Source organism: Hydrogenophaga sp. NFH-34, from assembly GCF_021401345.1.
Lineage (GTDB): Bacteria > Pseudomonadota > Gammaproteobacteria > Burkholderiales > Burkholderiaceae_C > Hydrogenophaga > Hydrogenophaga electricum.
In genome coordinates this window covers 141,068-165,101 of sequence record NZ_JACBGE010000012.1, presented here as the reverse complement: position 1 = coordinate 165,101, position 24,034 = coordinate 141,068, and the positions used below count along the sequence as shown (strand labels likewise).

General features: G+C 68.4%; 24 protein-coding genes. 10 read left to right on the top strand and 14 right to left on the bottom strand.

Going from position 1 to position 24,034, the window contains the following annotated elements; translation table 11 throughout:
- A partial coding sequence (locus tag L0977_RS13575) for an alpha-hydroxy acid oxidase (protein ID WP_234265389.1) occupies positions 1-472 on the bottom strand: 472 nt, incomplete at its 3' end.
- Positions 473-718: 246 nt separating this feature from the next.
- On the opposite strand from L0977_RS13575, the gene L0977_RS13570 reads away from it, so the two are divergent.
- A complete protein-coding gene (locus tag L0977_RS13570; protein ID WP_234265388.1) occupies positions 719-2,035 on the top strand; it encodes a hypothetical protein in 1,317 nt (438 codons plus the stop codon).
- Positions 2,036-2,057: 22 nt separating this feature from the next.
- Here the strand turns inward: L0977_RS13570 and L0977_RS13565 are convergent, their stop codons facing one another.
- From L0977_RS13565 to L0977_RS13555, 3 genes are all read right to left on the bottom strand, one after another.
- Positions 2,058-2,381, bottom strand: coding sequence for a hypothetical protein (locus L0977_RS13565; protein ID WP_234265387.1), 324 nt, complete (start codon positions 2,379-2,381; stop codon positions 2,058-2,060).
- A 49-nt stretch (positions 2,382-2,430) separates the two neighbouring features.
- Positions 2,431-2,592, bottom strand: coding sequence for a DUF1328 domain-containing protein (locus L0977_RS13560; protein ID WP_234265386.1), 162 nt, complete (start codon positions 2,590-2,592; stop codon positions 2,431-2,433).
- Positions 2,593-2,720: 128 nt separating this feature from the next.
- Positions 2,721-4,274, bottom strand: a complete 1,554-nt coding sequence (locus L0977_RS13555) for a bifunctional aminoglycoside phosphotransferase/ATP-binding protein (protein WP_234265385.1) — start codon at positions 4,272-4,274, stop codon at positions 2,721-2,723.
- A 124-nt stretch (positions 4,275-4,398) separates the two neighbouring features.
- Between L0977_RS13555 and L0977_RS13550 the strand changes: the two genes are divergently transcribed.
- The 3 genes from L0977_RS13550 to L0977_RS13540 are packed head-to-tail and all read left to right on the top strand — an operon-like array spanning position 4,399 to position 6,549.
- On the top strand, positions 4,399-5,946 hold the full coding sequence (locus tag L0977_RS13550; protein WP_234265384.1) for an AMP-binding protein: 1,548 nt from the start codon (positions 4,399-4,401) through the stop codon (positions 5,944-5,946).
- Positions 5,947-5,977: 31 nt separating this feature from the next.
- Positions 5,978-6,271, top strand: a complete 294-nt coding sequence (locus L0977_RS13545) for a CopG family ribbon-helix-helix protein (protein ID WP_234265383.1) — start codon at positions 5,978-5,980, stop codon at positions 6,269-6,271.
- Complete coding sequence (locus tag L0977_RS13540) at positions 6,259-6,549, top strand: type II toxin-antitoxin system RelE/ParE family toxin (protein ID WP_234265382.1); 291 nt, start codon at positions 6,259-6,261, stop codon at positions 6,547-6,549. The genes L0977_RS13545 and L0977_RS13540 overlap by 13 nt, the downstream gene beginning before the upstream one ends.
- A gap of 9 nt (positions 6,550-6,558) precedes the next feature.
- On the opposite strand, the gene L0977_RS25590 is transcribed toward L0977_RS13540, so the two are convergent.
- The 3 genes from L0977_RS25590 to L0977_RS13525 all read right to left on the bottom strand — a co-directional run bounded on the left by L0977_RS25590 (position 6,559) and on the right by L0977_RS13525 (position 9,024).
- Positions 6,559-8,178, bottom strand: coding sequence for a GNAT family N-acetyltransferase (locus L0977_RS25590; protein WP_326491070.1), 1,620 nt, complete (start codon positions 8,176-8,178; stop codon positions 6,559-6,561).
- Positions 8,179-8,246: 68 nt separating this feature from the next.
- Entirely contained in the window at positions 8,247-8,693 is a 447-nt protein-coding gene (locus L0977_RS13530) for a hypothetical protein (protein ID WP_234265381.1), read from the bottom strand.
- Between the two features lie 22 nt (positions 8,694-8,715).
- On the bottom strand, positions 8,716-9,024 hold the full coding sequence (locus L0977_RS13525; protein ID WP_234265398.1) for an addiction module antidote protein: 309 nt from the start codon (positions 9,022-9,024) through the stop codon (positions 8,716-8,718).
- 249 nt (positions 9,025-9,273) lie between these two features.
- Between L0977_RS13525 and L0977_RS13520 the strand changes: the two genes are divergently transcribed.
- The gene (locus L0977_RS13520) at positions 9,274-9,477 is read left to right on the top strand and encodes a putative motility protein (RefSeq protein ID WP_234265380.1); all 204 of its coding nucleotides are present in this window, start codon (positions 9,274-9,276) and stop codon (positions 9,475-9,477) included.
- An 82-nt stretch (positions 9,478-9,559) separates the two neighbouring features.
- Here the strand turns inward: L0977_RS13520 and L0977_RS13515 are convergent, their stop codons facing one another.
- From L0977_RS13515 to dctP, 4 genes are all read right to left on the bottom strand, one after another.
- A complete protein-coding gene (locus tag L0977_RS13515; RefSeq protein ID WP_234265379.1) occupies positions 9,560-10,498 on the bottom strand; it encodes a 3-hydroxyacyl-CoA dehydrogenase family protein in 939 nt (312 codons plus the stop codon).
- Complete coding sequence (locus L0977_RS13510) at positions 10,495-11,634, bottom strand: serine hydrolase domain-containing protein (protein WP_234265378.1); 1,140 nt, start codon at positions 11,632-11,634, stop codon at positions 10,495-10,497. The genes L0977_RS13515 and L0977_RS13510 overlap by 4 nt, the downstream gene beginning before the upstream one ends.
- A gap of 21 nt (positions 11,635-11,655) precedes the next feature.
- A complete protein-coding gene (locus tag L0977_RS13505; protein WP_234265377.1) occupies positions 11,656-13,704 on the bottom strand; it encodes a TRAP transporter large permease subunit in 2,049 nt (682 codons plus the stop codon).
- 72 nt (positions 13,705-13,776) lie between these two features.
- Positions 13,777-14,778, bottom strand: coding sequence for a TRAP transporter substrate-binding protein DctP (dctP, locus tag L0977_RS13500; RefSeq protein ID WP_234265376.1), 1,002 nt, complete (start codon positions 14,776-14,778; stop codon positions 13,777-13,779).
- A gap of 187 nt (positions 14,779-14,965) precedes the next feature.
- Here dctP and L0977_RS13495 point away from each other — a divergent pair, with 187 nt between their 5' ends.
- On the top strand, positions 14,966-15,925 hold the full coding sequence (locus L0977_RS13495) for a helix-turn-helix domain-containing protein (RefSeq protein ID WP_234265375.1): 960 nt from the start codon (positions 14,966-14,968) through the stop codon (positions 15,923-15,925).
- A 3-nt stretch (positions 15,926-15,928) separates the two neighbouring features.
- Here the strand turns inward: L0977_RS13495 and L0977_RS13490 are convergent, their stop codons facing one another.
- From L0977_RS13490 to L0977_RS13480, 3 genes are read right to left on the bottom strand one after another with little or no spacing between them, the layout of a single operon-like run.
- Entirely contained in the window at positions 15,929-16,264 is a 336-nt protein-coding gene (locus L0977_RS13490) for a thioredoxin family protein (protein WP_234265374.1), read from the bottom strand.
- A gap of 18 nt (positions 16,265-16,282) precedes the next feature.
- Positions 16,283-17,803 carry an MFS transporter gene (locus L0977_RS13485; protein WP_234265373.1) on the bottom strand — a complete coding sequence of 507 codons (1,521 nt, stop codon included), beginning with the start codon at positions 17,801-17,803 and terminating at the stop codon, positions 16,283-16,285.
- Positions 17,804-17,814: 11 nt separating this feature from the next.
- Complete coding sequence (locus L0977_RS13480; protein WP_234265372.1) at positions 17,815-18,006, bottom strand: hypothetical protein; 192 nt, start codon at positions 18,004-18,006, stop codon at positions 17,815-17,817.
- A gap of 551 nt (positions 18,007-18,557) precedes the next feature.
- Here L0977_RS13480 and L0977_RS13475 point away from each other — a divergent pair.
- From L0977_RS13475 to L0977_RS13460, 4 genes are read left to right on the top strand one after another with little or no spacing between them, the layout of a single operon-like run.
- Positions 18,558-19,616 (top strand): ABC transporter substrate-binding protein, encoded by a 1,059-nt coding sequence (locus L0977_RS13475; protein WP_234265371.1) that lies wholly within the window; start codon positions 18,558-18,560, stop codon positions 19,614-19,616.
- Positions 19,613-23,011, top strand: a complete 3,399-nt coding sequence (locus L0977_RS13470; RefSeq protein WP_234265370.1) for a PAS domain-containing protein — start codon at positions 19,613-19,615, stop codon at positions 23,009-23,011. Before L0977_RS13475 ends, L0977_RS13470 begins: the two co-directional genes overlap by 4 nt.
- Before the next feature lie 8 nt (positions 23,012-23,019).
- Positions 23,020-23,439 (top strand): response regulator, encoded by a 420-nt coding sequence (locus L0977_RS13465; protein WP_284308813.1) that lies wholly within the window; start codon positions 23,020-23,022, stop codon positions 23,437-23,439.
- 44 nt (positions 23,440-23,483) lie between these two features.
- The gene (locus tag L0977_RS13460; RefSeq protein ID WP_234265369.1) at positions 23,484-23,933 is read left to right on the top strand and encodes a universal stress protein; all 450 of its coding nucleotides are present in this window, start codon (positions 23,484-23,486) and stop codon (positions 23,931-23,933) included.
- Positions 23,934-24,034 lie beyond the last annotated feature (101 nt).

Below are 24,034 nucleotides of genomic sequence, written 5' to 3'. Positions count from 1 at the left end.
CCAGCGTCAGCACCAGCGCGCCGCAGCGGGCGGCCTTGGCGCGGTCGATCAGGCGCTCGATGAAAGCGCGGTCCTTCATGACATACAGCTGGAACCAGAAGCCCTCGCCGGCGTGCTGGGCAACATCCTCGATGGAGCAGATGCTCATGGTCGAGAGCGTGAAAGGCACGCCGAAACGGCGTGCGGCGCGTGCGGCGAGGATTTCGCCGTCGGGGTGCTGCATGCCGGTCAGGCCGGTGGGGGCCAGGGCCAGGGGCATGGCTGAGGGCTGGCCGACCAGGGTGGTGGCGGTGGAGCGGTTTTCCATGTTGATGGCCACGCGCTGGCGCAGCTTGATCTGCTGGAAGTCGCTCTCGTTGGCGCGGTAGGTGCTTTCGGTCCAGGAGCCGGAGTCGGCGTAGTCGTAGAACATGCGCGGCACGCGTTTCCGGGCCAGGCGGCGCAGGTCTTCGATGTTCGTCATCACGGGCATGGGGGGCTCTCCAGGGAAGGCTTTGAGGTCGGGCGATGTTATCCCTGTGGCGCGGGCCGGTCGCGTGAAAGCGGGCCGCTGCGGTTTGAAATTTCTGCGCGCTTGCCGGTGGTCGGGCCGTGGTGGACGGCGCAGCCGGTCTGCCTATCATCCGTCTCCGGAGGTGTCTCCTGGCCCGCGGCAGCGGGCTGGTGATGGTGCCACCGGGAGCCGTTTTCCTTGTCCGATCAAGGCTGGAGGCCTGCCATGGCGCATCGCAAGTTGACGTCCGCATTTCCCTTCCGGCGCGCGGGGGCGGCCGGGCTGCTCGCACTGGGGGCCACCGTGGCCGGCGCCCAGACGGCGCCCACCCAGCTCTGGATGGATCTGTCCACCTCCACCATGACGGGCGTGCCCGAATTCATGGAAGGCGGGCTCGGCGGCATGGTGGGGGGGCTGCTGGGCGGGCGCATGGGGGGCGCCAGCGGTTCGCAGGTCTACGGCCACGCCAGCGGCCGCTTCATCCAGCAGGGCAGCACGCCCAGCCTCACGGGTGCGATGCCGCCCACGCGGGTGATCGACATCGCGCTGTTCAACCCGCGCCGGCCTGGGGTGGAGGCGCAACTGGCGATTCCGCCGGGCATGAAGATGGGCGAGGCCTTGCCGCTGGTGCCGCCCTCACCCGGCTACAAGGACGCCGATCCGACCGGCGAGGTGCCCGACATCAAAGGCCGCATCCTCATTTACTGGGGCTGTGGCGAAACCGTGCGCGCTGGCCAGCCCCGGGTGGTGCCGCTGTCCAACAACCCGCAGCAGTGGGCGCCGCTGCTGGCAGGGCGCCATGCGCCCGAGCGGGCCGCACGGGTGGGGGCGCAGCACGCGCTGTACCCGAACGAAAAGAACACCGTGAACCCCGGGCCCGAGACCTCGTTGCAGGGCGACCTCCAGGTGCAGGGCGACGGCGTGCCGGAGTCGATGCGCTTCACCCTGGGCGAGCGGCAGGACCTGATGCCCGCCATCCGCCTGCAGACGCAGGGCGCGCTGGCACAAAGCATTCTGGTGAGCTGGCTGCCGGTGCCCCGGGCCCACGCCTACCACCTGCACGCCATGGGCATGGTCGGTCAGGACATGGTGCTCTGGTCCAGCGCGGAAAGCGCCGACACGGGCCTGGGCCTGTTCGATTACCTCACCGAAGCCACCAGCGCCCGCTGGGTCAAGGACAAGCTGTTGCTGCCCGCTTCGGCCACGCAATGCGCGGTGCCGGCGGGCATCTTCGCCACGCCGGGCCAGGCCGATTCGGTGGCGATGCTGCGCATGATCGCCTATGGCCCCGAGAGCTACCTCATGCACCCGGCGCGGCCGGCCAACGCCAAGACGGGCTGGCAGCCCGAATGGTCGGTACGGGTGCGCACCAAGAGCCAGACCATGGCCATGCTCGGTGTGGACATGGCCGGCATGGCGGCCGGGGGCGGTGGGGCCGAGCCGGGGCGGGCGCCCGAGCCCGCACCCAGCCCCACCGAACGCGCGGTCGACAGCGTGCTGCCCGGGGCGGTGAACGTGCTGCGGGGCCTGTTCAGCCGCTGAGGCCTGCGCCGCCGCCGGGGCGTCAGCGGTGGTTCCAGCGCGAGCGTGTGGCCCAGCCGGCCAGCGCCGTGATCGCCGCGCCGGCCAGTGCCGCTGCCAGCAGCGACTTGCCCGGCTCTTCGCGCACATAGTCGGCCGTGCGGTTGCAGGCCTGGTTGGCGCCCTGGGCGACCTGCGCGCCGGCTTCGCGGGCTTTTTCGACACCGACCCGGGTCAGGTGTTCCACCCTGCCGGCGGCGTGCGAGAGCGCGCCCGGGGTCTGGTCCAGCCATTGTTCGGCCTGCTCGATGTGGCCGTTCACGGTGTCCTGGGCAGCGGCGGCGATTTTCTTGGCGGTGGCGGTCATGCGGTTCTCCTGAAAAAGGGTGGAAAAAAGGGAAGGGCACGGGCCCGCGTCAGCGGCGCAGCACGCTCACCAGGAACGACACCAGCGCCATGACGAGGAACACGACGAACAGCACCTTGGCAATGCCGGCGGCGCTGGCCGCGAGGCCACCAAATCCGAGCACGGCGGCGATGATGGCCACCACGAAAAACACCAGGGCGTAATGCAGCATCTTGGTCTCCTGTCTGGGCTTGGCCGGAGGGCGCAAACCGGTGGGTGAAAGCACCGCAGACACGGGGTGTGGCTGCGATGGATTCAGTGTAGGAAGACGCTGGTGCGCGTGGTGTCGGCCGGCTCTGCCTAGGGCTGTAGGACAGGGCCGACAACCTGGCCGCGCTCGGCCGCCGTGAGCGGCTCCAGCCAGCCCTGTTGCCGTTCCAGCACGGCCAGCGTGGCTTCGGACGCGTCCTGCCCCTGCGCCTGCCGCGCCGTGATGCGCGCGCGCAGCGTGGCCACGGGTGCCTCGCAGGCGAGGATGCCGAACCCACAGCCCGTTTCGGCCGCCAGGGTGGCGAAGGCCGCGCGCTCGTGCTGGCGCAGGAAGGCCGCGTCCACCACCACCGACCAGCCTTCGGCCAGCAGCGCGCGGCTGCGCGCCAGCAGGCTGGCGTAGGTGTCGGCGTGGGCCTGGGGCGCGTACAGGCCCTGGTGGATGCCCGCGCCGCTGGCCTGCAGGGGCGCCAGGCCATGCAGGCGCTTGCGCTCCACGTCCGAACGCAGGCGCAGCGCGCGCGGCGTGCGCTGGCCGGCCAGCCACCGGGTGCTGGCCCAGGTCTTGCCGCTGCCCGACAGGCCGTGCGTGATCACCAGTTGCGGTGCCGGTGTGTCGGCCAGTTGCCGGGCCAGCGCCAGGTAGGCGCGCGATTCGGCCAGCGCCGCCCCGTGCGCGGGCGACGCCGCACCGGTCTGCGCCAGCCGGATGGCGGCCACCTTGGCCCGGACCAGGGCGCGGTAGACGGCAAAGAACGGCAGCACGGCCGGGGCACAAACGTCGCCGCTGGCGTCCAGCCATTCGCTGATCAGCACGTGGGCCAGCCCGGGCTGGCCGATACGCTGCAGGTCCATCGCGGTGAAGGCCAGGTCGGCGGCGGTGTCGATCCAGCGCAGCGCGTCGTTGAATTCGATCGCGTCGAACGGCATCACCGCGTCGCCGATCCGCACCAGATTGGCCAAGTGCAGGTCGCCGTGGCCTTCGCGCACGCAGCCGGCCTGGCGCCGCTCGGCCAGGCGGGGTTCGATGGCGGCGAAGCGCTCGGCCGTCCACGTTGCCAGTGCTGCCACCGTGGCACGGTCGTCGGCGTTGAGGCCGGTGGTTTCGCGCAGCGTGCTGAGGTTGTCCTCGGCCCATTGGCGCACGCCGGCCGGCTCGCCCCAGACGCTGTCTGCCGGGGCCACGGCGGCGCTGGCCTGAAAGGCCGCCAGGTGGCGGGCCAGTTGCTGCAGCAGCGCCGGGGTGAGCGCGCCACGCTCGGCCAGGTGGTCCAGCCGCTGATCTTCGGGAAAGCGGCGCATGTGCACCGCCCATTCGATGGCCGCCGCCGGGTCACCGCGCCACACCGGCGCTTCGGGCGTGCCTGTGATCGGCAGGGCTTCCAGGTACAGCCGCGCCGCCGGGTCGGTGGGCTCGAAGCGCCGGTTCACGCGGATCTCGGCCTCGCAGGCCGCGCGCCGCAGTGCCAGGGTGCCGAAATCCATGAACGGCAGGCGCACCGGCTTCTTGATCTTGTAGGCGTGTTCGCCCGCCAGCAGCACCCAGGCGCCGTGGGTTTCCATCAGCACCACCGGTTCGGCCGGGTGCGGGTAGCGGGCGGCGCTGCGCAACGCGGTGATCAGCGCAGGGGTGTCGGTCGGCATGGGCGTTGTGGGCGGGCGCGGCGGGCCGCTGGCGGGGCGGTGGCCGTGCCTGGGGATTTCATGGACCGACTGTAGCCGCCCCGCGAGCGCGCTATGGTGGAGCCTTGCACCCGGAGACAAAACCATGAACCTCGCCCACCTGCTGCAGCGCAAGGCGCTGGAACACCCCGACCGCCCCGCCATCTTCAACGGCACCCTGCCGGTGGCCACCCATTTTGAGTGGGCAGAGCGCGCTGCGCGAGTGGGCGCTCACCTGCGGGCCCAAGGCCTGCAGCCCGGCGACCGCGTGCTGCTGTTCATGCGCAACCACCCACGCTATCTGGAACTGCTGTTCGGCGCCTGGTGGGCCGGGCTGGTGGCCGTGCCGATCAACGCCAAGCTGCACCTCAAGGAAGTGCAGTGGATCGTGGAAAACGCCGGGGCGCGGTGGGCCTTCGTCACGGCGGACCTCGTGCCCGATCCGGCCGCGCTGACCGGGCTGGACGGCGTGATGGACGTGGACAGCACCGCATGCGACGCCTGGGTGAATGGCGCGGAAAGGGGGGGCGAAGACGCTCTCTATATAGAGGAGCCAGAGGAGCGCGCCCCCGACGACACCGCCTGGCTGTTCTACACCAGCGGCACCACCGGCCGGCCCAAGGGCGTGATGATCACGCACCGCAACCTGCTCACCATGGGCCTGGGCTACTTCAACGACGTCGATCACGTCAGCCCGCAGGACGCCATCGCCTACGCCGCGCCCATGTCGCACGGCGCGGGGCTCTACGCCATCCCGCACCTCATGGCCGGCGCGCGGCACGTGGTGCCCGCCTCGGGCGGCTTCGACGCTGCCGAGCTGTTTGAACTGGGCCGCCAACTCGGCCCGCTCTCGCTCTTCGCCGCGCCCACCATCGTCAAACGCATCGTCGACGAGGCCGAGGCCCAGGGCCTCACGCCCGAACAGTGCGGCCAGAGCTTCAAGACCATCGTCTACGGCGGCGCGCCCATGTACGCCGCCGACATCCGCCGCGCGCTGCGCAGCATGGGCCTGCGCTTCGTGCAGATCTACGGCCAGGGCGAAAGCCCCATGACCGGCACCGCCCTCAGCCGCGCCCACCTGGCCGACACCGCGCACCCGCGCCACGAGGCGCGCATCGCCTCCGTCGGCGTGGCGCAGACCCCCGTGCGCATCCGCGTCGCGGGGCCTGACGGCCAATCACTGCCCGCAGGCGAAGTGGGTGAAGTGCTGATCCAGGGCGACAGCATCATGGCAGGCTACTGGCAGAACCCCGAGGCCACGCAGGCCGCCATCCGCGACGGCTGGCTGTGGACCGGTGACATGGGCGCGCTGGACGACGACGGCTTTTTGACACTCAAGGACCGCAGCAAGGACCTGATCATCAGCGGCGGATCAAACATCTATCCGCGCGAGGTGGAAGAGGTGCTGCTGCACGCGCCCGGCGTGGCCGAAGTGGCGGTGGTCGGCGCGCCCGACCCCGAGTGGGGCGAAGTCGTGGTGGCCTTCGTGGTGCCGTTGCCCGGTGCGGCGCTGGATGCACAGACGCTCGACGCCTTCTGCCTGGACCAGATCGCCCGTTTCAAGCGGCCCAAGCGGTACGAGCTGGTCGAGGCGCTGCCGAAGAACAACTATGGGAAGGTGTTGAAGACGGTGTTGCGGGAGCGGGTATGTTAAGGTAATACCTCGAAATACCCAGGAGGCCACCATGCCCGCCGCCGTCATCCGCCCCGTTGCCATCAAGATCGATGAAGACACCCGCGCCCGCGTCAAGCGCCTGGCCGACGCCCGCCAGCGCACGCCACACTGGCTCATGCGCGAGGCCATTCAACAGTATGTGGAGCGCGAGGAGCAGCGCGAAGCCTTGCGGCAGGACACCCTCAAGGCCTGGGAAAGCTACCGCGCCAACGGCGGCCTGCACATCACTGCTGAAGAAGCCGATGCCTGGCTGAGCGAACTCGAACAAGGCAAGGACGTGGAGCCGCCTGAATGCCACGCCTGATCTGGACGCCGCAGGCGCTGGCCGATGTGCAGCGCCTGTACCGATTTGTGTCCAGCAAGAACTTGGATGCCGCCCGGCGCGCCGTGCAGACCATACGCCAAGGGGTCAAGGTGTTGACCCTGCAACCGGGCATGGGGCGCCCCATCGAGGACCTGCCCGTCGAATTCCGCGAATGGCTGATTGACTTCGGCGACAGCGGCTACGTGGCGCGCTACCGGCTGGATGGCGATGCGATCGTCGTGCTGGCGGTGCGACATCAGAAGGAGGCCGGGTTTTGAAGGAGCCAGTTAGCGGCTTGGGGCCTTGTCCAGGCGATCCAGCACGGCATCTGCCATCTGTTTGCAATGGTACTTACCGTAGATCGTCGCGCGCTTTCGCATGACGCGCAACACCAGCGCGGCAGAGGCGCGCTGGACCCCCGGATGCTGAAGCAGCCACTCCAGCGGCTCAACGCCCGCGTGTTCCAGTCTTGGCCAAAGCCGCACTTGGAAGGGGCCGGCATCTCGGTAGTCGGACGGGATGACTTCGACATCGGGAAACGCTTGTTCAAAGGCGGAGCGTGAACCGAACTCGCGATCCAGCACGTCGCTCGCCACGTTCACAAAGCCCCAGGGGAGGCCCGGATGGCCGCGAAGATGCCCCAGGACAAAAACCTCCATGACACCCACGCTCAGGGTGCAGAAGCGCGGAGCGGTGTACGAATTGGTGCCCGGCATACAGCTGAGCGCCCAGAAGGTGTACTCAGTCAGCGACGGATGCGGGACGGCGCATTCCACATAGTCCGCCAGCAGGTCGAGCACCCAGTCGCTGAGCGGTGTCCTCAGAAACACCTCATAGCGCGGCTGAAACCGGGCCCGGTGAGAGGCCGAGAGGGACTGGCGTGCATGCCCGCCCAACTGGTTGACCTGGACGGGTGCCGCCAGCCATCGCTGCTGTTCATCGGGCGAAAGCAACCCGTCGAGGTCGGTCTCTCCGTGAATGCTGGAGACGAACATCGTGTTGCGCAACACATGACCGTCGCGCTCCGCCGTCTGGATCATGGTGCGTTCGGTGTCGTTCAGCCGCGATGACGCCACAGGGATGAACGCAAAGGCGTCGATGTCGTCGTAGGTTTGACGGTGCTGCGCAAAACGCCTGACCGCATCGATGGCTTGGCCGATGTAGATGCTGCTGTCGGCAAACACGAGCAGGTAGATGCCGCATCGCTTCTTCCGGGGGCCAAACAGGTGAGCCACGGACCGGAGGGTGGCGACCGGCTCAGGCGCGGGAAACCCCAGCGAGGCGTGCAGGGAGATTGGGGCGTCACCATTGCTCCTTATGGCGCCCGCCACTCGGGACGACGCAAGTGTGCAAGCCAGGTCGAGTTGCATAAACCGACTAAACGGATTCACCCTGTAATCCGCAAATGGCCCACATTCCTCAAACCCGAACCGCCGGTACATCGCGATCGCCGCATCAAACGGCGGTGTGCTGCCGGTTTCCAGGCTGACGCGCGCGTAGCCGCGCTCGCGGGCCAGGGTCAGCAGTTCGGTGAGGATGGCCTGTGCGGCGCCCTGGCGCAGGTGGCGCGCGCTGGTGCGCATGGACTTGAGTTCGCCGTGGCCGCCTTCGGTGGCGGTGGTGGGCGTCAGTTCCTTGAGGGCGCCCATGGCGACCAGTTCGCCCTCATCGCCTGCAAACGGGTCGGGTTCAGCGCCGGGCGGGGCGTCCGGCGGCAGGCGCCAGGCGGTGAGGAAGGTGATCTCGGGCCGGCGCAGGCCGTCCAGGTCGAGCGCGAACACGCATTCGGGCGGTGAGGCGGCGCACATGCCAGCGAGGTGTTCGTCCCGCAGGCTGAGCATCTGCGGGTGCGCGAGTTCGCGGTCAGCGCGGATGTGAAACCGGCGCGGTGATGCCTCTGAAACCATGTCGCACCCTCCCCGGGCGATGTATGTGGTCGGGCCGGAATGGCTCTGCGGCCATTTTGTTCGGTTTGTTACTGGCGAGGCAAGGCTTGGCAGAGCGCCTTCACTTCCTCAATGCGCGGATCGGTCAGCCAGATGGCGTCTACCAACTGGAACACCTGTGACGCCAGCGGTGTGCCGACGACTTCATCACGGCGCAGGCTTCGGGTGAAGAGTGGTTTGTTGCTGCGGCGCCGGTCGCCTGCGTCGATGACCATGAACGAACCGCCATCGGGCGCGGGCCTGAACCGGAGGCAGGCGAGCACTCGCTGGTCAGCGTCCGCTCCGTCGCCCCACGGGCCGATGATGAGATCGATGCTGGGGTAGTGGTCGGGTGAGTCCACGGTCCACTGGATGTAGTAGACCGCGTGTGTGGCTTGGTCGTCGGACAGGTCGCCCCAGATGGTTTTCGAGGTGTTCCCGCAGCACGCGCAGGTGCCTTGGGACTCTTTCCAGGGGGTGGCGGCTAGAGAGGTCATCAAGGGCTCCAATCTGTTTCGTTCATGCCACCTGCGCGTGTAGCCGAACGCCCAATGCCTTCGCCACCTTGAGCACGGTCGCGAAGCTCGGGTTGCCGTTTTCGCTCAGTGCCTTGTACAGGCTCTCGCGGCTCAGCCCGGCATCGCGGGCGACCTGGGTCATGCCTTTGGCGCGGGCGATGTCGCCCAGGGCGCGGGCGATGCCTGTGGCGTCGTCGGGCGCGTCGGTGAGCCAGGCGTCGAGGTACGCGGCCATTTCTTCGGGCGTGCGCAGCTGTTCGGCGACGTCGTAGGCGACGGTTTTGGTTTTGGGTGTGGTCGCTTTGGTCATGGAGTACTCCCACAGATGGCGCGCGAGTTCGAGCGCCATCTCGATGTCTTTCTGCTGGCTGGACTTGTCGCCACCCGCCAGCAGCACGATCAGCTCTCTGTTGCGTTCTGTGTAGTCGCGCATGGCAGAAAATGTATCCTGCGGGATACGCTTGTCAACCTGCCTGATGCGGCATGCACCATCACCGGTTCAAGCATCCTGGCCCACCGGCCGATAACAGGGGAACCGTTTTCGAGGATGCCCATGGACATGTCCGTTTCCCCCGCCCTGGTTGTTGACCGTGTGATGCAGATGCGCCAGGGTGCGGTCGAGCAGCAGGTGCAGATCCATGTGCTCAAGGAGGCCATGGCCACGCAGGCTTCGGCGGCGGCGACTTTGTTGAGCGCGGTGGCGGGTGATTTGCCGCTGGCGACGGAGGGCGCCGTGGGCACGCAGGTGAACACGCTGGCGTGAGCCAGGCCGGCTGACGGCATCTGCGGCGAGTTCGGCGACGGTCAGCGCAGCGCGTCGGTGGCGCGCGCACGCTCGCAGGGGGTCAGGGTGCAGACAGGTCGTTGAGCATGTCTCGCCGTGCCTGGCGGAAGCGGTCCTGCCGTTGGGTGTCCCAGGTCACCAGGCCCTGGCCGCTCTTGCGGCCGAGCTGGCCTTGCTGCACCCGCGTTTGCAGCAGCGCCAACACGTCTTCGTCCTTGGCCAGCGTGGGCATGAGGTGCGTGGCGATGGCCAGAAAGGTGTCCAGCCCACCGGCGTCGGCACCTTCGAGCGGGCCGATCCGGTGGTAGCGCCGCCCCAGGGTTTCGCGGACGACGCGGTCGATGGTGTTGGCGTCGGCCACGTGTTCGCGCAGGAGGTGCAGGGCTTCCCGCAAGACGGCGAACTGGATGCGGTTGCCAATGAAGCCGGGCACTGCCTGGTGCAGCAAGACCGGCGCGCAGCCGTGGTGCTCAAGGCCGCTCATGACGGCGTCCAGCAGGTCGCGGCGCGTGGCGGGTGCGGGCACCACTTCCACCAGGGGCATGAGGTGCGGCGGGTTCCAGAAGTGCGCGATCAGGAAGCGCTCGGGGTGCGTGAGCGGTTCGGCCAACGTGGCCGGGAGCAGGCCGCTGGTGCTGCTGGCGATCACGGTGCCGGGACCGACGATGGCTTCAAGCCGGGCATACAGCGCCTGCTTGGCGCCCAGCGATTCCGGAATCGCCTCGATCACCAGGCTGGCGTCGGCCAGTGCCTCCAACGGGTGGGCGACCTGCACGCGGCCCAGAGCGTCCGCTGCTTGGGCCGGGTCCAGACAGCCTGCGGCTTGAAGCTCTTCAACAATGGCCTGGCAATGGGCGCGTACGCGGGCCTGGGCGTCGGGCGCGCTGTCGTGCACCACGGGCCGGGCACCGGCCAGGGCCAGGCGGGCGGCGATGCCGGCGCCCATGAGCCCGCCACCGACCACGGCGGGGCGGGAGAACACAGTGGTACCCAGATTCATGAGCGGGACTCCAGGGTTGCAGAGGGGGTTCCATACAAGGCCTGCCGACACCTGGCGCGGTAGGTCAGCCGGTGAGAGGGCGCTTGCAGCATGGCGATCACGACCCACTGGCGTTGGGGGTCGCCCCAGAAGAGGCAGCCGGACACCCCTGGCCAACTGAAGTCACCGGCATGGCCGGGCAGGGGGTTGGTGCCGTCGTCCAGACGCACGGACAACCCCAAGCCGAATCCCTGGCCCATGGCGACGGTGGGGGCGATGGGCCCCATGGCGTCCACGTACTCGCCCCAGGCCACGCCGGGTGGCAATTGCTGGGTGCGCATGGCGTGCACGCTCTGGGCGCTGAGCAACTGCCCACCGGGGTGCCGGCCGTGGTCCAGCAGCATGTGGGCGAAACGCAGGTAGTCGGCGGCGGTGGACCACAACCCGCTGCCGCCCGATTGCCAACGCGTTCCGTGGGTGGGTGGCATCAGCGGCGACGTTTCCGCGGGGCAGGGGCGCGCGACGCGCGGGCGTTGGGCCGGCGAGAGTTCGAAGCCGGTGTCGACCATGCCCAGCGGCCCCAAGACGCGGGCCTGCATGAAGTCGCCCAGGGCCTGGCCGCTGCAGACTTCGATCAATGCGCCGAGCACGTCGGTCGACATGCCGTATTCGAACGTGGTGCCGGGAGGGTGGAGCAGGGGCAGCGTGGCCAGCCGCTCGACCATCTGCTGGTTGGTGAGGTGGAAGTCGTACACCCCGGCTTGGCGGTAGGCCGCGTGCACGGGCCCTTCGCCGAAGGGGCCGTAGGTGAAGCCGGCGGTGTGGCGCATCAGGTCGCGAACGGTAGGGCACGGGGCGGGCGCACCACCAGGCAACCGCAGGCCACGCAAGGCCGGCAGGTAGTCGGCAACGGCATCGTCCAGCCGCAAGCGGCCGTCTTCGACCAGCAGCAAGGCGGCGGCCGTGGTGATGGGCTTGGTCATGGACGCAATCCAGAAGATGGCGTCGGTGGGCATGGGCGTGGTCCGGGACGGGTCGAGGTGGCCGGTCGCCGCGAGATGCGTGATCTGGCCCGCCTCGGCCACGAGGCCGACCGCTCCCGGGAAGTGGCCGAAGGCCACCCCTTCGCTCAGGACTTTGTGCAGGGGATGGGGCATGGGGGACATGTCGTGGGTCCCTCAGCGGCTGGCCATGGCGTTGGGCAGCCAGGTCACCAGGCCGGGAAAGGCATAGAACAGGGCGGCAGCGGCCAGCATGGCCACCACAAAAGGCAGTGCACCGAGCGAGATGTCCTGCAGCCGGGTGCGTCCTCGGGCCACGCCTTCGAGCACGAACAGAATCATGCCCACCGGGGGGGTGATCAGGCCCACCTCCACCAGCAGCACCAGCACGATGCCGAACCACAACGGGTCCCAGCCGACGGCCTGGATCAGGGGCAGCATGACGGGCATGGTCATCAGCACCATGGAGATCGGTTCGATGAACATGCCCAGCACCAGATAGGCGAGCACGATGCACAGCAGCAGTTCGACACCGCTGAGGTTCAGCTCCCGGATGTAGGTCACCATCTGTGCGGGCATGCTCAGGTAGTCCATGACATAGCCCATCTGCGAGGCGCCGACGGCAATGAGCAGCAGGAAGCTGGTGACCAGGGCGGTTTCTTCCAGGGTGTCGATGAACTGCCGAAGGGTCAGCGTGCCGCGCCAGCGGCACAGCAGCAGGGCGGCCAACGCGCCCACGGCACCGGCTTCGGTGGGCGTGGCAATGCCCAGGTACAGGGCACCCAGGACACAGGCCATGAGTGCGATGAAGGGGGCCACGCCACGGAAGCTGTGCAGCTTTTCCCGCCAGGTGAAGGCGTGGGCCGGTGGTGCGGCTTTCGGATCGAACAGCAGCCAGCCCAGCACCACCAGGGCGAACAGCAGCATCAGCACGATGCCGGGAACAATGCCCGCAATGAACAACTGGGTGACCGGGACACCGGCCAGCGAGCCATAGACGATCATGGCGATGCTGGGCGGAATCATGATGCCCAGCGTGCCGCCAGCGGCCAGCACCCCGTAGGCCAGCCGCGCGCTGTAGCCCTGGTCCAGCATCTGCGGCCCGGCCACGCGGCCCAGGGTGGCGGCCGTGGCCAGACTGGAGCCCGAAACGGCGGCAAAGATCCCGGCGGCGCCGATGGAGGCGAAGGCCAGCCCGCCGCGCACGCGGCCCAGCAAGGCGCGCATGGCGCCGAACATGTCGTCCGAGGCTTCGCTCTTGACCAGAAGTGCGCCCATCAGCACGAACATGGGAATGGCGGAGAGTTCGAAGGTGTGCACCGCCGACCAGGCGCGTTCGGCCAGCACGCGCACCGTGGGCGAGGGCAGCCAGAAGACCACCCCGAGCAGGCCCAGCCATGCCAGCGCAAAGGCCACGCGCACACCGGCAAACAGCAGATACAGCATGGTGCCGACCAGGGCCAGCGCCTGCCAGGCGGGTGTGGCCTCGGTGGTCGCGGCGTAGAGCAGCACCGGTGGCAGGACGAAGGCCGCCAGGGTCAAGGTCGGCCCCAGGCCGGCCCACAGCGCCGACAGCGCCAGGACGGTCAGTGCAATCAGTCCCAGTCCCGCCATCGTGTTCAGTGGCCACCCATCCAGTGCCTGGCCGGCAAGCACGGTCAGCGTCAGTGCCAGCCACAGGCCGCCGGTGGTGGTGCGCGTGACCGACCGGGTGCCCGCGAGGTGGTGCATTTGCAGTGCCAGCGCCAGGACCAGGAACCCATAGCCCAGTGCCACCACGCTTTGCGGCACCCACATGGGCGTGGCCATGAGCCCGAAGTCTCGCGTGCCGGCGTCGTATTCGCCATGGACGAACTCCAGCGACTTCCAGGCCAGCACCAGGGCGATGAACAGCGCCGTGGCGGCGCTCAGGTAGTCCAGCCTCAGGCGCCCTCGGGCAGGCAGGGCATCCAGCAGCAGGGTCACGCGGATGTGGCCATCACGCGCCACCGCGAACGCGGCGCCCAGGAAGGTCATCGCCGCGACCAGGTAGGTGGAGTACTCCATGACCCAGACGGTGGGGGCGTTGAACAGGTAGCGCGCAAAGACCTCGTAGTTGATGATCAGCAAGAGCACCATGGCCAGCGCGACAACCAGGCAGCGACTGCCTTGGTGCACCAGCGTGGCGGCGCGGCCATCGGCCGGATAGGGAATGGCCGGCTCGGCGGGGGAGAGGGGGATGTCCATGGCGGGGTGTGAAGGAATAGGGCCGCCCCGGTAGCCCCGGGGCGGATGCAGCAGACGACGGGCCGTGACCGGTCAGCGGCCCAGGGCCTCGCGGGCGACCGACTCCCACTGGCGCGCGTCCACGTTGCGCGCCTGGGCCTGCTTGTACCAAGCGTCCAGCACCGGGCCCATGTAGCGGGCGTCCTGCACCTTGCGGTTCTCGGCGTCGGAGACGGGCTGGGAGGTCACACCCTTGGCGCCCCATTGCTTGGGCAGAGCCTCCACCTTGGCGGCATAGTCGGCCCGCAATTCCTGAGAAACCTTGGCCAGTTCTGCCGCCACGGTCTTTTGCAGATCGGCGGGCAGCTTGGCCCAGGCTTCTTTGCCGACCACCAGGTGCCAAGGAACGACGGAGCCGAGCTTCCAGCCGGCAGCGTATTTCACGGCGGTGTAGAACCCGGCGCCATAGGCCCAGCAACTGTCGGTGATCACGGCGTCGATGACGCCGCGCTGCAGGGCGGGCAGCACCTCGCCCGCCGACAGCGACACGGGCTTGGCCGCCAGCACGTTGGCCAGCACGGCCGTGCCCGCGTTGTTCACCCGCACGCGCAAGCCATTCCAGTCCTCGACCTTGGTCACCGGTTTGGTGGAGAACATGGTCTGCGGGCAGAAGGCGCTGTAGAGCACTTCGCGGGCTTTGTAGTCGCGCGCAAAGACATCGCGCACCGCGGCACCGTAGGGGGAGGCCATGATTTTTTCCAGATCGCTGAAGCTCTCCGAATAACCGGGCAGCGCCACCAGGGTGAACAGCGGTTGGGACGCGCTGTAGTAGCCGCTCAGAACCAGGGACATCTGCACATCGCCGTCGCGCACGGCTTCGAGCAAGCGGTTGCCGGGCACCAGCGAGCCGTTGGCCGTGACCTGCAGGCGTCCCTGCGTGGCTTTGCTCAGGCGCTCAGGCAACTGCTGGGCGACGTCGTAGTACGTGGTGCCGGTGACGGGCAGGTAGGCCAGCGTCCATTTGAATTCCGGATTGGCCTGGGCGGTGAAGGCGGCGCTCAGACCGAGAGCGGCGAGGGCGAGGCGGCGGTGCATGGTTGTCTCCTGATGCGTTGGGACTCGACGGCTGTCGGGTGCGACGGATCGTAGGCAGCCAGCGCCCGGGCCGGTTGTCTCAGCGGCGGGGGAATGTTGACTCAGCGTATGGTGCGAAATGACGGGTTCGCCGCACCGGGTTGACCCTCAGCCAGCCTGTTCTGGCAAGCGGGACAATGGCGACACCATGAACACCATCGACCTCGACATCTCGACCCTGCCGGCCAGCGAGCGGCTGGAGCGGTGGCAACAGGTGCTGCACGACACCTTTGGGCCGATCGAGGTGCAACCGATGGCTGGCCGGATGCCCGTGGGGAACATCCGGTCCACCCGGCGCGGGCCGTTGGCGTTTCACGCCATGCGTTACCGCGGCATGAACCTGAGCCGGCAGCCCGTGCACGTGGCGCATTTGAACGAGGAGTTCGTGACCTTGACGCTGCCGCAGGCCACCATGCAGGTGGTGCACTTGGGCCAGGAGCGCCAGCTGGAGGCGGGCAAAGCCTATCTGTTCAACCACGCGGTGGCCTATCGCACCCAACTGGGCCACGAGTACCGCACGGAAAGTGTGGCATTTCCGGCCACCTTGCTGCGCGAGCGCGCGGGGTCGCTGCCGCCCTTCTTGGACCTCAATGCCTGCTTCGGGGCATCGGCCAGTGTGGACATGGTTCGCTCATTCGCTGCGCACCTGGCGGTGGGCGTCGCGTCCTGGGGGGATCACGAGTACCACCGCTGGACTCAGCAGTTGCTGGACATGCTGGCGCTGTTTCTGGCGCGGGTGCCGGATGACGCCGCCGAAATGCAGTCGCATGCGCGAACCCATCACCGGGAGCGTGCGCTGCGCCATATCCGCGCCCATGCGCGCGACCCGGACCTGTCGCCTCAAGGCGTTGCACGGGCCTGCGGTGTGTCTTTGTCGTACCTCCACGCGGTTTTCCGGGACAGTGGCATGACGCTGGAGGGAGCGATTTTCGAGGGCCGTCTGGACCTCGCTCGGCGCTGGCTGATCGATCCCCGCAGGGCGGCGTTGCCGATCCGGACGCTGTGCTACGAAGCGGGTTTTTCCGATCCCGCGCACTTTTCTCGCAAGTTCAAAGGGCGCTTCGGGGTGACGCCCGGCGAACTGCGCCGATCGGCCATCGGCGCCTGAGGTTCAGGCGCGCCAATGGGGCAGCAGCGATGACAGCGGCGGATAGCTGCTCTGCCCTGTGGGCTGGGAAACCGCCCGCAGCAGCCGCTCCACTTCGGTCGCGAAGGGTTTGACCGGACCGCAGAACAGCACCATGTCGCCGGCGGCGATCAGCACGGTGGGGAAGGTCTGTACATCGAGCGGGGAATCGTCGAGCAGTTCGGCATCGTCTTCGATGTCCACCCAGTGCAGGGCCACGTCGGGGTGGCGGCGGGCCAGATCATCGAAGACCGGCCGCCAGTCGCGGCAGGTGCCGCACCATTCGGCGCAGAGACAGATCAGGCGGAGTGGGGCGGACATGGTGGTGCGATTGTCTGCTCAATTGGCTGGTGTGGGCCGGCGCTGCATGCGCGCCGCCAGCAGGCTGGCCAGCAGCACCAGGGCCGCGCCGGCCAGGGCGGTGAACTGCAGCGCGTCGGTGAAGGCGGCCTGCGCCGCAGGCACCAGGGCGCGGGCGGTTTCTGCGGGCAGATGCTCGGCCGCCTGCAGCGCGCCACCGAGGGTGGCCAGGGCTTCGGGCGGCAGCCCGCCGAGCCCGCTCTGCGCCAACTGGTGGCGGTAGATCAGCGTGCCCGCGCTGCCGAACAGCGCGATGCCCAGCGCACCGCTGAATTCCGACGCGGTTTCGGCGATGGACGAGGCCGCGCCCGCGCGCTCGGGCGGCGCCGAGGTGATGATCTGTTCGGTGCCGATGGCGAACACCGGCGCCATGCCCAGGCTGATGACGATCATGCCGCCCACCAGCACCCACAGCGCGGCCGGGCCGTCGGCGGCCGCCATGGCGAGCATGCCGGCCGAGGCAGCGGCCAGGCCCCCCACCATGACCGGCCCGGGCCCGTAGCGGCTGGCCAGGCGCGGCGCCAGCACCAGCGAGCCCACCACGAATCCCAGTGCCCAGGGCACCGTGGCCCAGCCGGCCTGCAAGGGGCTGAGCATCAACACCATCTGCAGAAACTGCGCGATGAAGATGTAGATGCCGAACATGGCCAGGCACGACAGCGCGTAGGCCACGATGGCGGTGCGGAAGGCGGGGATGGCGAACAGCCGCAGTTCGAGCAGCGGGTACGGAATCTGCCGCTGGCGGCGCAGGAACACGGCGCCGACCCCCAGCCCGGCCAGCAGCAGCGCCAGCCGTGGCAGGCTGGGCCCGTGTTCGGCCATGGCCTTGACGGCATAGATCAACCCCAGCACGGCGGCCAGCGAAAGCAGCACGCTGGGCAGGTCGATGCGGCCGGCGTTTTGATCGCGGTATTCGGGCAGCAGGCGTGGGCCCAGCACCAGCAGCAGCACCATCACCGGCACCGCGGGCAGAAACACCGACCCCCACCAGAAGTGCTCCAGCAGCCAGCCGCCCACCAGCGGGCCGATGGCGCTGCCGACCGAAAACGCGGTGATCCACACGCCGATGGCGAACTGGCGCTGCGTCTCGTCGTGGAACATGTTGCGGATCAGCGAGAGCGTGGACGGCGCCAGCGTGGCCCCGGCCATGCCCAGCAGCGCGCGCAGCGCGATCAGTTCGGCCGGCGTGCGCGCGAACGCGGCCAGCACCGAAGCCACGGCAAAGAAGGCCGCGCCGGCGAGCAGCAGGCGGCGCCGCCCGATGCGGTCGCCCAGCGTGCCCATGGTGATCAGGCAGCCCGCTACCAGAAAGCCGTAGATGTCGATGATCCACAGCAGTTGCGAGGCGCTGGGTGCCAGCGCGCGGCTCAGCGCCGGCACGGCGAGGTTGAGCACCGTCAGGTCCATGGCGTAGACCAGGCAGGGCAGGGCGATCACGGCCAGGCCCCACCATTCACGGGCGGTGGCACGGGCAGGGGCGGTAGCGGTGAGGTCGTTCAAGGGTAGGCGTTTCAAAGGAGCCGAAAACCGGCCAACAGGGCGATGCCGGTTCCGGCACCCAGCAGCAAGACGCTGCGCAGACAGCGCCGGCTGGTTTTCAGGGGGAGCCGTCCCGACGACTGCCGCGCGGTCGTACCGTTCAGGATGCCCCAGGCCGCACCTGTTATCGCACCCACCCCCGCATGGAACAAGCGTTCGGTCATTCAGTCTTCCTGGGCATCGAGGCCGAGCACCGGGCGTACCGACTGCGCCAGCAGTTCGACCCGCTCGGGGGCCATGTAGGTGGACGCATCCGTGGCGTCGAGCGCGTGAAGGGGCCGGTTGTCCAGCCGTGCGGCGAAGTCGGCGACGAGGCGCGACTTGTTTTCTGTTCCCTCACGCTCACCTCATCGGCCGACACGATATCGGCGCCGGCAACCGTGTGGCGCGCTCCCTGGTACCGCTCGATGCCGTCCGATGCCCAGGCGTCGTCGGGCAACGGGGCGCCGAGGCCTTTCCGCCGTGCATGGTGCCATTCGCCGTGGTGGGCGCATGGGAATCCGGTCTGGGGTTTTTTGCGCATGCTCCGAGTGTCGCCAAAAAAAAGCGTCGGGTTCGACCGGTCTGCTTGCGAACGGGCGCAGGCACGGGCTTTGGGGGCTGGCGTCTCCGGGGTGTTGGCATTTGGTGCCAAGGTACGGGCCGGAACCACATCACTCTGTGGTGTTTGTCACGGTTGATGACAAAATGAAACCAAACCATCAGGAACCCAGCCATGCCCCCAAGACCCGGGGTGCGAGGCGCGTGCAGGGACGCGTCCGCAGCCGTTGCCCAGCCGCCGTTGTCACGCCGCACCTGGCTGCGCCGCCTGTCGCTGTCTGCCATGGTGATAGCGGGGCTGCCAGCCTGCGACTTCCGCACCCCGCCGGCGCTGAAGATCGGCCTCAATTCCTGGGTCGGGTACGACCCGCTGGTGCTGGCGCGGGAGCGTCAATGGCTCGATGTGCGCCGGGTCAAGGTGATTGAACTGGCTTCGGTGTCGGAGACGCTGCGCCACCTGCACAACGGCTTGCTGGAAGGCGCGGCGCTGACCCTGGACGAAACGCTGCGCCAGGTCGAGCAGGGTGAAGACCTGCGCATCGTCGAATTCCTCAGCACGTCGCATGGGGCCGATGTGGTGCTGGCCAGCCCGTCCATCGAGCGTCCGACCCAGTTGCGGGGGCAGCGCATCGCCGTCGAGTCGAGCACCGTGGGCGCGCTGATGCTGCACCGTCTGCTGCAGTCGGCGGGCCTGACGCTGTCGGACGTTCTGGTCGTGCCGCTGGAGTCGTCTCAGCACCTGGCCGCGCTGCGCGACGGCCGGGTGACGGTGGCGGTCAGCCATGAGCCGCTGGCGCGCCACATGCGGGCGGCGGGTTTCTGGCCGATGTTCGACAGCCGCCAGATGCCGGGCGAGATCATCGATGTGCTGGTGGTCCGGGCCGCAACACTGAACCAGCGGCCCGAGCAGGTGCAGGCTCTTGTGGCGGGTTGGCAGCGCGGCTTGCAAGAGTTTCAGGCCGATCCGGCCAAAGCCGCCGAGTTGCTGGCGCCCGGTGTGGCGCTGTCGGAGGCAGACTACCAGGCCACGCTGTCCGGCCTGAGGTTCTACACGCCCGGCGAGTCGCTCGGGCTGTTGGGGGGGCGAGGGCCGGCCGAGGCGCTGCAGGCCGGGAAGCTGGTCGAAACGCTGCGTGGCTTGCGTCTGTTGCACCATGTTCCGGTCTGGGATCACCTGTTGGCGCCCGCGCCGGCGCTGCAGGTGAGCCGATCCGCCATGGGGGGGGCGCCATGAAACTTTGGAACGCCTTGCTCAATGTACCGGCGCGGCGGCTGGTGCCGTTGCTGCTGCTGGTGGTGGCACTGGTCAGCGTCGGCTTGCGCTATGGCTACCAGGTGGGGGCGATGGAGCAGCGGGTGCTGCAGGGGGTGGCCAGCGATCTGCGCGGGCGCCTGGGCATCGAACAGGCGTTGCTGGACGTGCGGCTGGGCAATGACGATCCCATCCAGTTGCGGCACCAGGTGGCCTCACTGGCGTTGTACCGTGGCATGGACCGGGCTTATCTGGTTGGCGCCGATGGGGTGGTGGAAGCGTCGCTGTCGCGGGCCGACATCGGGCGCCAGATTGCCCAGGTGCTGGGCTCGGCTGCGGCGGATTTGCAGGCCTTGACCGAACGTCCGCAACCCCGCTCCGTGGAGGTGGACCAGGTGCCCAATGCGCCCCGCCTGGCGGGTCTGGTGCCCCTGACCGAGGGCTACCGTCTGGTGGTCCGGGTCGACCCCGCCAACACGCTGGCCAGCCGCCGCAGCGAAATCCGCGGTGAAGTGGCGCGTGAGGCGGTCTTGATTCTGGCCGCAGCGGTGTTGCTGGCCCTGCTGCTGCACCTGCTGTGGTTCCGGCGCGCGCAGCAACTGGTGGCGGCGCTGGAAGCCATCGGCGCCGGCGACCTGTCGGTGCGGACCGCCCTGACCGGGCGCGACGAACTGGCGCAGATTTCCGCGGCAGTCGACCGCATGGCGCGCCGGCTGGAGGCCCAGCAGCGCGCGCAGCTGGAGCAGGCCGAGGAACTGCGGCACTTCTACGACCTGCCGTTCATTGGCATGGCCGTGTCGTCGCCCGCCGACAAACGCTGGCTGCGGGTGAACGACCGCCTCTGCGAAATCCTGGGTTACGAGCGGGAGGAACTGCTGGTGCGCACCTGGGCGGAGATGACGCCGCCGGGCGACCTGGAGCGCAACGTCGAGCTTTTCAACGACCTGGTGGCCGGGGTGCGCGAGGGCTACCAGATGGAAAAACGCTTTGTGCGCAAGGACGGTCGCATGGTGCACGCCTTCATGGACGTGCGGGCAGTGCGTCATGCCGACGGCCAACTGCGGCAACTGTTCACCACCATCCAGGACGTCACCGAACGCAAGGCGGCCGAAGTGGCGCTGCGCAACAGCCAGGCGCTGCTGGTGGATGCGCAGCGCCTGAGCCGCCTGGGGAACTGGTCGTTCAGCGAGCCCGGCCCCGAGTTGCTGTGGTCCGAAGAGGTCTACCGCATCCACGAACTCGACCCGCAGGCCCACATCCCGACCGCCGGGGATCTGATCCGCCTGGTTCACCCCGAAGACCGCGACCGCGTGGCCGAGGCCTACCGCGGTGCGGTGTTGCATGCCCAGGGCTTTGAGGTGCAGTACCGAATCAGCCTGCCCAGCGGGGCCATCAAATTTCTGCGGCTCCAGGGAGCGGCGACGCGCGAGGCCCATGGCAGCATCCGCGCTTTCGGCACGGTGCAGGACGTCACGGAGCTGGTGGAAGCCCGGCGCGAACGGGACCGCCTCGCGTCGGTGATGGAGAACACCTCGGACATCGTCAGCATGGCCGATCCGCAGGGGCGGGTGTTCTATTTCAACCGCGCCGGCTACGAACTGCTGGGGCTGAAGCCGGGCGATCCGCTGGACGACTCCATCGTGAACGTGCACCCCCCGTGGGCGGCCCGGCGCGTCCAGGAAGAGGGCATTCCCACCGCCTTGCGGGACGGTCGCTGGCTGGGCGAGACGGCGGTACTGGACGCGCAGGGCCGCGAAGTGCCCATGTCGCAATTGATCATGGTGCACCGCGAAGCCGACGGCCGGCCGCAGTTCCTGTGGTCGCTTCTGCGCGACATGACCGAGCGCAAGGCGGCCGAGAAGGCCCTGCACGAACAGCGCGTGCTGCTGGCCGAAGCCCAGGACGTGGCACGCCTGGGCAATTGGAGCATGGACGTGGCCAGCCGGGAGCTGACCTGGTCACCGGTGCTGTACGAGATGCTGGGTTTCCTGCCGGGGGCTGTGCGGCCGACAGCCGAGGCCGCGCTGAACGTGGTGCACCCGGCCGACGCCAAGCGCGTGCGGCGAGCGCTGGCGGCCGAACTGCGCGCACCCAATGCCGGCCAGTTGCTGCTGGTGCACCGCATCGTCACGGACCAGGGCACCCGCTATCTGGAACAGCGTGTGCGCACCGAGCGCGACAGCGATGGCCGCGCCGTGCGCCTGTTCGGTACCGCGATGGACGTGACCGAGCGCACGCTGGCCGCGCAGGCCGTGCTGGAACTCAAGGACATGCTGGAGCAGGCCGAAAGCGTGTCGCTGCTGGGCAGTTGGGCCGCCGACGCACAGACGCAGCGGCTGACCGTGTCGGCGCAGCTGTTCTGCAACCTGGGGCTGGCGCCGGCCGACCGCCCGCCTTCGGACGAGGAGTACCTCACCCGCCTGCACCCGGACGACCAGGCCATGGTGGCGGCCGACATGGCGCAGTTGCGCTGCGGGGGCGAGGCGCGCGACCTGGTCTTCCGCACCCACCCGGATCACGGGCCGGTGCGCTGGCTGCGCCGCACGGCACGCCGCATCGACCGCTCCGCCGAAGGCCTGCCGCCGCGCTACATCGGCACGCTGCTCGACATCACCGATTCGGTGCAGGCCGAAGAGAAGCTGCGCGAGATCAATCAGGGGTTGGAGCAGCGGGTGAACGAACGCACCCAGCAGTTGAGCGAGGCGAACCGCGAACTGGAGGCGTTTTCCTACACCGTCTCCCACGACCTGAAGGCGCCCTTGCGCGGCATCGATGGCTACAGCCAGTTGCTCGAAGAGGAGTACGGCGCCCAGCTCGGCGAAGAGGGCATGCAGTTCCTGGGACGCATCCGCCGCGGCGTGCAGCTCATGGGCGAACTCATCAGCGACCTGCTGGACTATTCCCGCATGGAGCGCCGCACCATGGAGCGCCACGACGTCGACCTGCAGCCCTTGCTGGAGCGGGTGCTGGAAGGTTTTGCCGGTGACGTCGAACGGCATGGCGCCCAGGTGACGCTGGCGCTGGCACCGATGACGCTGGGCGTGGACCGCGAAGGCATGGCCGTGGTGCTGCGCAACCTGATTGGCAACGCGCTCAAGTTCAGCCGGGAAAGCCGGCCCCCGCAGGTGCAGATTGGGTCCCGCAGCGAGCCTGGTCGGCGTATCCTCTGGGTTCAGGACAATGGTGTCGGTTTCGACATGAAGTACCACGACCGCATCTTCGGCATCTTCCAGCGCCTGCAGCGCGCGGAGGATTACCCCGGCACCGGGGTGGGTCTGGCCCTGGTGGCCAAGGCGGTCGACCGCATGGGAGGCCGGGTGTGGGCCGAGAGCCGTCTTGGAGGCGGCGCCACCTTTTATCTGGAGTTCCCCGAATGAGCCTGTCCGTGAACCCCCCCCCCATCCTGCTGGTGGAAGACAACCCGATGGATCTGGACCTCACGCTGCGGGCCTTCACCCGCAAGCGGCTGACCAACATGATCCAGATCGCGCGCGACGGCGAAGAGGCGCTGGCCTACATGGCGCGCTGGGACGCGGGCGAGCAGTTGCCGGCCGTGATCCTGCTGGACATCAACCTGCCCAAGATCAACGGTCTGGAAGTGCTGCGCCAGCTCAAGGCGCACGAGCGCTACCGCCGCATTCCCGTGGTGGTGCTCACCTCGTCGCGCGAAGACCGCGACCTGCAGACCGCCTACGACATCGGGGTCAACTCCTACATCGAAAAGCCCGTGAACTTCAGCAAGTTCATGGACGTGGCCGAACACATCGAGCTGTACTGGTGTGTGCTCAACGAGCGGCCGCACTGAGCCCGTTTTCTGCTTTTTTGCCAACCGACCAGGAGATACACCGAGTGATCCGGATTCTGATTCCCACCGACGGCTCGACCCAGGCGCTGCAGGCGGCGCACCACGTTTTGCGCCTCTGCGGCTGGGGCCTCAAGGCGCGTTTCGTGGTGGCCAACGTGCAGCCGCCCGCCAATCTCTACGAAGTGGTGGTGGCGCACGATCCCGTGGTGCTGCAGCAGGTGAGCGAAGCGGCCGGGCGCGACCTCATGCGGCCCGTGGTGCAGTTGCTGCAGGCCGCAGGGATGGCGGTGGAATCGGTGGTGGTTTCCGGCGACCCGGCGCAGGCGCTGGTTGAACTGGTGGAAGCGCACGACTGCCACCTGATCGTGCTCGGGGCCCAGGGGCACGGGGCGCTGCGTGCCGCTGTGCTGGGCTCGGTGTCGCAGGCCCTGCTGCAGACCAGCCCTGTGCCGGTGACGGTGGTCGGAGCCAGGCCGGAGGACACGGTCGACTGACCCGCCTGGCCCTCTGGGGAACCGAACCCGTTGCACCGCAAGGTGCAGCGGGTTTTTTTTGGTGGTTGCGCAGTTTGTGATTACGAATAGTGAAACGTATT

What these genes read in the sequence shown, in the direction of transcription:
- L0977_RS13520 (WP_234265380.1), top strand. Translation starts at nt 9,274, where the DNA reads ATGTCCGTTTCCCCCGCCCTGGTTGTTGACCGTGTGATGCAGATGCGC.
- L0977_RS13565 (WP_234265387.1), bottom strand. Translation starts at nt 2,381, where the DNA reads ATGACCGCCACCGCCAAGAAAATCGCCGCCGCTGCCCAGGACACCGTG.
- L0977_RS13550 (WP_234265384.1), top strand. Translation starts at nt 4,399, where the DNA reads ATGAACCTCGCCCACCTGCTGCAGCGCAAGGCGCTGGAACACCCCGAC.
- L0977_RS13570 (WP_234265388.1), top strand. Translation starts at nt 719, where the DNA reads ATGGCGCATCGCAAGTTGACGTCCGCATTTCCCTTCCGGCGCGCGGGG.
- L0977_RS13495 (WP_234265375.1), top strand. Translation starts at nt 14,966, where the DNA reads ATGAACACCATCGACCTCGACATCTCGACCCTGCCGGCCAGCGAGCGG.
- L0977_RS13510 (WP_234265378.1), bottom strand. Translation starts at nt 11,634, where the DNA reads ATGCCCCATCCCCTGCACAAAGTCCTGAGCGAAGGGGTGGCCTTCGGC.
- L0977_RS13545 (WP_234265383.1), top strand. Translation starts at nt 5,978, where the DNA reads ATGCCCGCCGCCGTCATCCGCCCCGTTGCCATCAAGATCGATGAAGAC.
- L0977_RS13560 (WP_234265386.1), bottom strand. Translation starts at nt 2,592, where the DNA reads ATGCTGCATTACGCCCTGGTGTTTTTCGTGGTGGCCATCATCGCCGCC.
- L0977_RS13540 (WP_234265382.1), top strand. Translation starts at nt 6,259, where the DNA reads ATGCCACGCCTGATCTGGACGCCGCAGGCGCTGGCCGATGTGCAGCGC.
- L0977_RS13555 (WP_234265385.1), bottom strand. Translation starts at nt 4,274, where the DNA reads ATGCCGACCGACACCCCTGCGCTGATCACCGCGTTGCGCAGCGCCGCC.
- L0977_RS25590 (WP_326491070.1), bottom strand. Translation starts at nt 8,178, where the DNA reads ATGGTTTCAGAGGCATCACCGCGCCGGTTTCACATCCGCGCTGACCGC.
- dctP (WP_234265376.1), bottom strand. Translation starts at nt 14,778, where the DNA reads ATGCACCGCCGCCTCGCCCTCGCCGCTCTCGGTCTGAGCGCCGCCTTC.
- L0977_RS13470 (WP_234265370.1), top strand. Translation starts at nt 19,613, where the DNA reads ATGAAACTTTGGAACGCCTTGCTCAATGTACCGGCGCGGCGGCTGGTG.
- L0977_RS13530 (WP_234265381.1), bottom strand. Translation starts at nt 8,693, where the DNA reads ATGACCTCTCTAGCCGCCACCCCCTGGAAAGAGTCCCAAGGCACCTGC.
- L0977_RS13490 (WP_234265374.1), bottom strand. Translation starts at nt 16,264, where the DNA reads ATGTCCGCCCCACTCCGCCTGATCTGTCTCTGCGCCGAATGGTGCGGC.
- L0977_RS13480 (WP_234265372.1), bottom strand. Translation starts at nt 18,006, where the DNA reads ATGACCGAACGCTTGTTCCATGCGGGGGTGGGTGCGATAACAGGTGCG.
- L0977_RS13475 (WP_234265371.1), top strand. Translation starts at nt 18,558, where the DNA reads ATGCCCCCAAGACCCGGGGTGCGAGGCGCGTGCAGGGACGCGTCCGCA.
- L0977_RS13505 (WP_234265377.1), bottom strand. Translation starts at nt 13,704, where the DNA reads ATGGACATCCCCCTCTCCCCCGCCGAGCCGGCCATTCCCTATCCGGCC.
- L0977_RS13525 (WP_234265398.1), bottom strand. Translation starts at nt 9,024, where the DNA reads ATGACCAAAGCGACCACACCCAAAACCAAAACCGTCGCCTACGACGTC.
- L0977_RS13515 (WP_234265379.1), bottom strand. Translation starts at nt 10,498, where the DNA reads ATGAATCTGGGTACCACTGTGTTCTCCCGCCCCGCCGTGGTCGGTGGC.